The organism is Planctomycetota bacterium, from assembly GCA_026387035.1.
Taxonomy (GTDB): Bacteria; Planctomycetota; Phycisphaerae; order FEN-1346; family FEN-1346; genus JAPLMM01.
Genome location: JAPLMM010000081.1, coordinates 1 through 2,086, shown reverse-complemented (window position 1 = coordinate 2,086; position 2,086 = coordinate 1). Strand labels below are relative to the sequence as shown.

2 protein-coding genes are annotated in these 2,086 nt (G+C 66.3%); both read left to right on the top strand.

What is annotated here, in order from left to right; translation table 11 throughout:
* Positions 1-199 precede the first annotated feature (199 nt).
* A complete protein-coding gene (locus tag NTX40_02740; GenBank protein ID MCX5648005.1) occupies positions 200-1,294 on the top strand; it encodes a 4Fe-4S dicluster domain-containing protein in 1,095 nt (364 codons plus the stop codon).
* A gap of 127 nt (positions 1,295-1,421) precedes the next feature.
* The coding region (locus NTX40_02735; GenBank protein MCX5648004.1) for an FAD/NAD(P)-binding protein at positions 1,422-2,086 on the top strand (665 nt) is incomplete at its 3' end.

Sequence of the window (2,086 nt, the reverse complement as noted above, 5' to 3'; positions counted from 1 at the left end):
GAACCCGGCGACGGCCAAGGTGCCGATCGTGATGCTGACGGGCATCTCGCAGAAGACGGGCTTTGCGTTCTCTCCCGAGACGGATGCCGAATACCTGCCGGTCAACGTCTTCCTCGAAAAGCCGGTGGACCCGGACGTCTTGCTCGACGAAATTGCCAAGGCACTGAACCAGTAACCCGAGCGTAAAGGTCGGTCGCGCATGTTGCCACGAGTCCTGAAAGCGGAAGATCTGGCGGGTTGGGTCGCGGCGCTCGCGAAGAAACGGCGGGTGGCGGGCCCGGTTCTGAAGGAAACGAGCGTCTCGGACCGGAGCGAGAAGTTCGCGTGGGAAATCCTCCGCGAGCCGGGCGTCGCCACGGCGAAGTCCCGGCGCGCCGGGACCCTGGCGGAGCCGGGCGACCTGAGGCTGGACTACGGCCTGACGGTGCTTGGGCCGAAGAAGTTTCTCTGGCCGCCGCGCGAGGCCCTGGTGACGTACCGCCTGGGCGGGGACCCGAAACCCGAGGCCGTCCTCGAACACGAGCCTCAGGTCCTCTTCGGCGTCCACCCGTGCGATGTGACGGCGATCGCAACGCTGGACGCGGCGTTCGGCAAGGACGTGCCGGACCCGCATTACCTGGCCCGCCGCGCGGACACCGCCGTCGTAATGCTGGATTGCGAGAAACCGTGCGACGAAACCTCGTTCTGCCTGGACATGGGGTCGCTGTACCCGGAGGCGGGGTACGACCTGGCGCTGACGCCAATCGAAGGCGGGTGGTTCGTCGAGACGAAGACGGAGTTGGGGAAGCGACTGCGGGACCTCGTGAAGATGCGCGAGGCGAAGAAGGGGGACTTGGCGGCTCGGCAGGCGTTCGTGGAGCGGAAGCGAGCCGGCTTCCACCTCAAGTTGCCGTTCGACGTCAAGTACCTTCCGGAGATCCTGGACGAATCGTACGACAGCCTGGTGTGGGAAGCGATCGCGCGGCGATGCTTCTCGTGCGGGAGTTGCAACACGACGTGCCCGACGTGCTACTGCTGGGACGTGGCGGACGTGATCGCCGAGGACCTCGGGGGCGGAACGCGGGTTCGGCGCTACGATTCGTGCCAGTTGGATCCGTTCGCCGAGGTCGCGGGCGGGGAGAACTTCCGGGAGCATCGGGCCAGCCGCCTCCGCCACCGGATGTACCGCAAGGGGAAGTTCATCCTGGAGCAGACGGGGCGCGCGGGGTGCGTCGGGTGCGGGCGGTGCGAGCGGGCCTGCGTCGCCGCCATCAGCATCAAGGACACGTTCGTTCAGATCGCCGGGGACCGGTGAAGCCATTGCGGATTGCGGAATTCGGATTGCGGATTGAACAACCCAACGGCACAACACAACATCGTCTCAAGTGACCGGAAAACGGCGAAGCAGCTCCGTGGCGGGCGCCGAATCGAGGAGTTGAGGCATGACGCAGGTCGACATCGACATTGAAAAAGGGGCGGCGGCGCCGAGCCCGTACGTCCCGCGGATGGCGCGAATCCTCTCGGCCGAGCAGATGACCGAGACGGAGCGGTTCTTCCGGATCGAGATGGAGGACGGCCAGCCCCTGGGCTACGAGCCGGGACAGTTCGTCGAGGTTTCGGTGTTCGGCATGGGGGAGGCGCCGATCAGCATCTCCTCGAGCCCGACGCAGGGCAAGGTGTTCGAACTGTGCGTCCGCAACGCCGGCACGGTGACCGGGGCGCTGATGAAGTTCGGCAAGGGCGACCGGCTGGGGATCCGCGGCCCGTTCGGCAATCATTTCCCGTACGAGGAGATGAAGGGCGAGGACGTGCTGTTCGTCGCGGGGGGGCTGGGCCTCGCGCCGACGCGGAGCCTCATCCGCTACTGCCTGGACAACCGCAAGGATTACCGGAGCGTCACGATCCTGGTGGGGGCGCGGGAACCGAAACTGCTGCTCTTCCGCGGCGAACTGGACGCGTGGACGAAACGTACGGACGCCCAGGCGCTCGTGACGGTGGACCGCTGCGGCCCGGAATGGAAAGGGTGCACGGGGGTGATTACGCGGCTGTTTAAGCAGGTGAAGTTGGACGCGGCGAAGACGTGGGCGGTGATCGTCGGCCCGCCGGT